Annotated in this window: 4 protein-coding genes and 1 pseudogene; 3 read left to right on the top strand and 2 right to left on the bottom strand. The window is 62.5% G+C overall.

The features are described from left to right. Positions 1 to 19 precede the first annotated feature (19 nt). The gene (locus tag ACM6IT_RS15990; RefSeq protein ID WP_056725232.1) at positions 20 to 913 is read right to left on the bottom strand and encodes a PA4780 family RIO1-like protein kinase; all 894 of its coding nucleotides are present in this window, start codon (positions 911 to 913) and stop codon (positions 20 to 22) included. Positions 914 to 1,257: 344 nt separating this feature from the next. Here ACM6IT_RS15990 and ACM6IT_RS15985 point away from each other — a divergent pair. Beyond that, positions 1,258 to 2,448 (top strand): annotated as a pseudogene (locus tag ACM6IT_RS15985) (cache domain-containing protein); the annotation flags it as partial. Positions 2,449 to 2,538: 90 nt separating this feature from the next. After that, positions 2,539 to 3,306 (top strand): methyl-accepting chemotaxis protein, encoded by a 768-nt coding sequence (locus ACM6IT_RS15980; protein WP_414914300.1) that lies wholly within the window; start codon positions 2,539 to 2,541, stop codon positions 3,304 to 3,306. A gap of 172 nt (positions 3,307 to 3,478) precedes the next feature. On the opposite strand, the gene ACM6IT_RS15975 is transcribed toward ACM6IT_RS15980, so the two are convergent. Next, complete coding sequence (locus ACM6IT_RS15975; protein WP_414918313.1) at positions 3,479 to 4,756, bottom strand: acetyl-CoA C-acetyltransferase; 1,278 nt, start codon at positions 4,754 to 4,756, stop codon at positions 3,479 to 3,481. A gap of 216 nt (positions 4,757 to 4,972) precedes the next feature. On the opposite strand from ACM6IT_RS15975, the gene ACM6IT_RS15970 reads away from it, so the two are divergent. Beyond that, positions 4,973 to 6,325 carry a 3-oxoacyl-ACP reductase gene (locus ACM6IT_RS15970; protein WP_223541695.1) on the top strand — a complete coding sequence of 451 codons (1,353 nt, stop codon included), beginning with the start codon at positions 4,973 to 4,975 and terminating at the stop codon, positions 6,323 to 6,325. The last annotated feature ends 1 nt before the right edge of the window (position 6,326 follow it).

The raw sequence follows: 6,326 nt of genomic DNA, 5'->3' as shown, positions 1-6,326 counted from the left end.
CGGGTTTTTCTTTAACCGATCACTGCATCCATGGCGGAGGCGGTTCTTCGGTCTTGCCCGGCGGAGCATCGTCCGCCGCGCGTACGGCTTGCTTGCGCTCTTCATCCAGGCGCGCGGCCTCGATCTCGCGCATGATGCCACCCACGTCGGCCAGCTCTTGCGTTTCGGCGAACTCGCCGGTCAGGACACTGGCCGGGTGCAAGGTGCCGGCCTCGTACAAGGCCCACATTTCCTTGGCGTACCTGGTCTTCTTCAACTCCGGCGCAAACCGCCCGAAGTAGGACGCCATGTTGCCCACATCCCGCTCCAGCATGCTGAACGCGTGGTTGTTGCCCGCCGCGTCCACCGCCTGCGGCAGATCAATGATCACCGGGCCAGTCGGCGTCAGCAGCACGTTGAACTCGGACAGGTCGCCGTGCACCAGACCGGTACACAGCATCAGCACGATCTGGGAAATCAGATACGCGTGATATTCGCGGGCCTGATCCGGCTCCAGCACCACATCGTTCAGACGCGGCGCGGCATCACCATACTCGTCGGCCACCAGCTCCATGAGCAGCACGCCTTCGAGAAAGTCGAACGGCTTGGGCACCCGCACACCGGCATTGGCCAGACGGAACAGCGCCGCCACTTCGGCGTTTTGCCAGGCGTCCTCGGTTTCCTTGCGGCCAAACTTGGAGCCCTTGGCCATCGCACGGGCCTGACGGCTGTTGCGCACCTTGCGGCCTTCCTGGTACTCGGCCGCCTGACGGAAACTGCGTTTATTCGCCTCCTTGTAGACCTTCGCGCAACGCAACTCGTTGCCGCAGCGCACCACATAAACAGCTGCTTCTTTACCACTCATGAGTGGGCGCAGCACCTCGTCGACCAGACCGTCCTCGATCAGGGGTTCAATGCGTTTTGGAGTCTTCATCAGCTTTTATTGTGGGTCCTTTATTACCAAACACGCGAAAGTCATTCGTTATACGGCAATCCACTCACGGGGGGGAGGGGTTGCCGACTTATGAACATTGCAGATGCACACAATGTGCCGATTTCATCAGGTAAAACCGACGACCGCCATGGGTCGTTCCAGATCATAGCCGAGCCTGCGTCACTTGTTGTGCAGGGGCATTGAGGGCAATTGCGACAGAAGCTGACAACACAACTCATGCCTTCCGTAGGATTTTTCCCAACAGACCTCAATTTCCTCCGACAACGGCCGAAGCCCTAAGTGACAAAGTGATTTGTCCGACAATCGCTCCCCCAACAATAGCGATGCCGCACTCAAGGATCCGGGTTGACCAAGAACGTTTACGGCGGCCAATAAACCGCGAGTCATCTGCACTGCGTGGGCCGACAAGAAAATCTGGAGCGCGGATGAACATCAAACAGAAGTTGACCTGGGCGTTTGCAATCATCGCCTGCCTGCCCGTGGTGCTGGTCGCCACCCTCGTTGTGCTGAACCTGCGCAGTGATGCCAGGGACGAATTCGTCGACGGCAGTGCCCGCGAGATTCGTCAGGTCAGCAACGCCATGCAATTGTTCTTTGACGGCATCAGCCAGAACGTCGATTACCTGGCCAAGCAACCGCTGATCCGCAACTCCGACGACAGCCTCAAGACTTACATGGCCGCCAACGCCGAGAGCGTCCCCCAGGGCGAGGCGGACAAAAAAGTCTTCGCCCTGCTCCAGGACCTGGGCAACAGCCACCCGGCCTATGCCTATGCCATCCTCGGCACCGCGGCGGGCGGCTATGTGTCGTGGCCGGATGATCCGAAGCTCAATAACTACGACCCGCGCCAGCGCCCCTGGTACAAGGCCGCCCAGGCCAAACCGGGCAAGCCGTTCCGCACCGAGGCTTACTACTGGGCCCAGGACGACGCGACCTACGTCAGCACCGTGCGCACCATCGACAACAAACTGGGCACCAACGGTGGCGTGGTCAGCATCGACGTGACGCTCAAGCAGCTCACCGAAATCGTCAAGCAGATCAAGCTCGGTGAAACCGGCTACCTGATGCTGCTGGAAAACACCGGCATGGTCCTGGTGGACCCGAAACAACCGGAACACAACTTCAAACCGCTGAACAGCCTTGGCGACGGCTACGCGCAACTGGCCAAGGCCGGCAAGGGCCTGGTGGAAGTGGAGCTGAACGGCGAGCACTACATGGCCAACGTCTGGCCATCGGAGCAACTGGGCTGGACCTTCATCGGCCTGATCAAACAGGACGACGTGATGAGCTCCGCGACCCAGTTGACCTGGTTGATCGCCATCATCGCCGCCGTCCTGGCTGTCATCTTCGCCGTCGTCGGCGCCAGTTTCGCCAGCCTCATCGTGCGCCCGATCCGCAGCGTGGCCAGCGGCCTGGAAGGCATCGCCCAGGGCGAAGGCGACCTGACCCAGAACCTGCAAATCCGTGGCAACGATGAAACCGCGCAACTGGCCAACTGGTTCAACCAGTTCCTGACCGCGATTCGCAACCTGATCCAGAACATCGGCGGCGCGGCGGGCAAGATCCTCGCCACGTCCAAGAGTTCGACCCAGGTCTCCAGCGACATGGCCGAAGCCGCCGGACGCCAGCGTGAAGCGGTGGACATGGTCTCCACGGCGTTCCACGAAATGGTCGCCACCGCCAACGAAGTCGCGCGCTCTTGCAGCCAGGCCGCGGAGTCTGCCGACAGTGGCCAGCGCCAGGCGCGCGAAGGTCAGCAGCAGATCGACGCGGCGGTGAACAGCGTGGATCGCCTGAGCCAGGAAATCGAACAGTCGGCCCAGTCGATGCAACAGCTCGAACGCGACAGCAACGACATTCAGTCGATCCTGGGGACCATCCGCTCGATCGCCGAACAGACCAACCTGCTGGCGCTGAACGCCGCGATCGAAGCGGCCCGTGCCGGTGAACAGGGACGCGGCTTTGCCGTGGTGGCCGACGAAGTGCGGGCCTTGGCCAAGCGCACCGCCGACTCCACGGCGGAAATCGACGGACTGCTGGGCAATCTGGCCAAACGCACCAGCCAGGTGGCCCATCAGATGCACGCCAGCCTGGAAGTGTCCCAGCAATCGGTGACCCGCATCGGCGAGGCACGCAACAGCTTCGGACAGATCCGCGAGTCGGTGGACGTGATCCGCGACATGAACACCCAGATCGCCACGGCGGCGGAACAACAGCATCAAGTGGCCGAAGACATCAACCGGCACATCAGCCAGATCCATGGCGATGCGCAATTGGTGGCGGAACTGGCCAACTCGGCGCGCCTGGACTCCCAGAGCCTGGCCGGGTTGTCGAATGAGCTGGACGGGTTGGTGCGCAGGTTCCGGACCTGATCAGCCGGCACACCATCAACCCTTGCTCGCGATGGCGGTATATCAGTCAACATAGATGTTGAAGCTGATGGCCCCATCGCGAGCAAGCTCGCTCCCACAAGGCTTCAGTGTCGTTCACATAATCTGAGCCTGGTAAAAAACCTGTGGGAGCGGCCTCCACATTTTTTCGTGTTCAGCGTTCGAGGATGGCGGTCACGCCCTGCCCGCCCGCCGCACAAATCGAAATCAGTCCCCGCCCCTTGCCCGCCGCATCCAGCAACTTCGCCAGGTTGGCGACGATGCGCCCGCCCGTGGCGGCAAACGGATGCCCCGCCGCCAATGAACTGCCCTTGACGTTGAGCCTGCTGCGGTCGATCGAGCCCAGCGCCGCATCGAGCCCGAGACGGGTTTTGCAGTACTCGGGATCTTCCCAGGCCTTCAAGGTGCACAGCACCTGCGCGGCGAAGGCTTCGTGGATTTCGTAGTAGTCGAAGTCCTGCAAGGTCAGGCCATTGCGCGCCAGCAACCGGGGCACGGCGTAGACCGGTGCCATCAACAAGCCCTCGGCGCCGTTGACGAAATCCACCGCCGCCGCCTCGCCGTCACGCCAGTAGGCCAGGATCGGTAAGCCGCGTGCCTTGGCCCATTCCTCGCTGCCCAACAGCACCAGTGACGCACCATCGGTCAGTGGCGTGGAGTTGCCGGCGGTCAGGGTGCCCTTGGCGCTTTTCTCGTAGGCCGGCTTGAGCGCGGCGAGCTTTTCCAGCGTGGAGTCCGGGCGCAGGTTGTTGTCGCGGGTCAGGCCCAGGAAGGGTGTCATCAGGTCGTTGTGCCAGCCCTCGGCGTAGGACGCGGCCAGTTTCTGATGGCTCTCGAACGCTAATTGATCCTGTGCTTCGCGCGGGATGTCCCAGGTCTGCGCCATCAACTCGCAATGCTGTCCCATGGACAACCCGGTACGCGGCTCGCCGTTGCGCGGGAATTCGGGAACCAGATGCTTGGGACGCAACTGCAGGAAGGTTTTCAGTTTGTCGCCGGTGGTTTTCGCGCGGTTGGCTTGCAGAAGTATTTTGCGCAGGCCTTCGCTGACGCTGATCGGCGCATCCGAGGTAGTGTCCACGCCACCGGCAATGCCACAGTCGATCTGCCCCAGGGCAATCTTGTTCGCCACCAGCAGCGCGGCCTCCAACCCGGTGCCGCACGCCTGCTGGATGTCATAGGCCGGGGTGGCGGGCGACAGTCGCGAACCCAGTACGCACTCACGTGTGAGGTTCATGTCCCGCGACAATTTGAGCACCGCCCCGGCGACCACCTCGCCGATGCGCTGGCCGTGCAGGTTGTAACGCTCGATCAGGCCTTCGAGGGCGGCGGTGAGCATCACCTGGTTACTGGCCGTGGCGTAGGGGCCATTGGAGCGGGCGAAGGGAATCCGGTTACCGCCGATGATCGCGACGCGGCGCAGTTGGGTCATGAAAAGCTCCTGATGAAATTGCCAAAATTGAAACTCCCCCTGTAGGAGCTGCCGAAGGCTGCGATCTTTTGACTTGGCTTTTTTGGAATCAAGATCAACAGATCGCAGCCTTCGGCAGCTCCTACAATGACCAAGCGTAGGCCTTATCTCGTGGATCGAACGACTGATCGCCATTCGTGGTCCACACTTTGATCCCCAGCTTTCGGAGCGCGTTCCATGTCTGACCGCTATATCGACTTCGCCAATTCGTCCATCGGCCACCGCCTGGTCGGCGCCCTGGGGTTGCCGACGCCGACCAGGCTTGAGCGCTGGCAAGCGGGCCGGTTGCGACCTGTGGAAGGCGCACTGCTGATCGGCGGCGGGCCGTTGACCGAACACGTCAACGCCTTCGCCAACCGCCTGACCGACGCGATCTACAGCTACGGCACCGAGCCTTCGATGGCCACGGCCTGGATTCCCGGCCACGGACCGAAACTCAAGGCCGTGGTATTCGACGCCAGTGACCTGCTGCACACCGATCAGCTCAAGCAACTGCGCGAGTTTTTCCAGCCGCTGATGAAGAACCTCGAACACTGTGCGCACCTGGTGATTCTCGGGCGTGACCCGCAAACCCTGCGCGACCCGTTCGCCGCCAGTGCACAGCGTGCCCTGGAAGGTTTCGGCCGTTCCCTGGCCAAGGAATTACGCAGCGGTGCCACCCTGCAATTGATCTACGTCGGCGAAGGTGCCGAGGCGCAGCTGGAAGGCCCGCTGCGGTTTTTCCTCTCGCCGAAAAGCGCCTTCGTGTCCGGGCAGGTCATTCGCTTGAATCCGTGCGCGACGCCAGTCACCGACTGGACACGCCCGCTCGCCGGGCGCAAGGCTCTGGTTACCGGCGCAGCACGCGGTATCGGTGCCGCCATCGCCGAAACCCTGGCCCGTGATGGTGCCGACGTCACCCTGCTTGACGTGCCTGCGGCCAAAACCGATCTCGAAGCGCTCGCCGCGCGCCTCGGCGGGCGCAGCATCACCCTCGACATCTGCGCCGAAGACGCCGCCGCGCAGTTGATCGAACAATTGCCCGATGGCCTCGACATCGTAGTGCACAACGCCGGCATCACCCGGGATAAAACCCTGGCCAACATGACCCCGGAATTCTGGGACGCGGTGCTGGCGGTCAACCTCAATGCGCCGCAAGTGCTGACCAAAGCCCTGCTCGACAGCGGCACCCTGCACGACAACGGCCGGGTGATCCTGCTGGCGTCCATCAGCGGCATCGCCGGCAATCGCGGGCAAACCAATTACGCGGCGAGCAAGGCCGGGTTGATCGGTATGGCACAAGCCTGGGCGCCGCTGCTCCAAGAGCGCGGCATCAGCATCAACGCCGTGGCGCCGGGGTTCATCGAAACGCAGATGACCGCACACATTCCCTTCGGCCTGCGCGAAGCCGGACGGCGCATGAGTTCGCTGGGCCAGGGCGGCCTGCCGCAGGACGTCGCCGAGGCCGTGGCCTGGCTCGCGCAACCGGGCACCGGCGCGTTCACCGGGCAAGCATTGCGCGTATGTGGGCAAAGCGTTCTGGGAGCTTAAG

It is taken from the genome of Pseudomonas sp. IT-P4 (assembly GCF_949767755.1).
GTDB classification, from domain to species: domain Bacteria; phylum Pseudomonadota; class Gammaproteobacteria; order Pseudomonadales; family Pseudomonadaceae; genus Aquipseudomonas; species Aquipseudomonas monachiensis.
Note: the sequence above shows the minus strand (reverse complement) of the source record. Positions and strands in the feature narration are given on the sequence as shown.

What these genes read in the sequence shown, in the direction of transcription:
- ACM6IT_RS15970 (WP_223541695.1), top strand. Translation starts at nt 4,973, where the DNA reads ATGTCTGACCGCTATATCGACTTCGCCAATTCGTCCATCGGCCACCGC.
- ACM6IT_RS15990 (WP_056725232.1), bottom strand. Translation starts at nt 913, where the DNA reads ATGAAGACTCCAAAACGCATTGAACCCCTGATCGAGGACGGTCTGGTC.
- ACM6IT_RS15980 (WP_414914300.1), top strand. Translation starts at nt 2,539, where the DNA reads ATGGCCGAAGCCGCCGGACGCCAGCGTGAAGCGGTGGACATGGTCTCC.
- ACM6IT_RS15975 (WP_414918313.1), bottom strand. Translation starts at nt 4,756, where the DNA reads ATGACCCAACTGCGCCGCGTCGCGATCATCGGCGGTAACCGGATTCCC.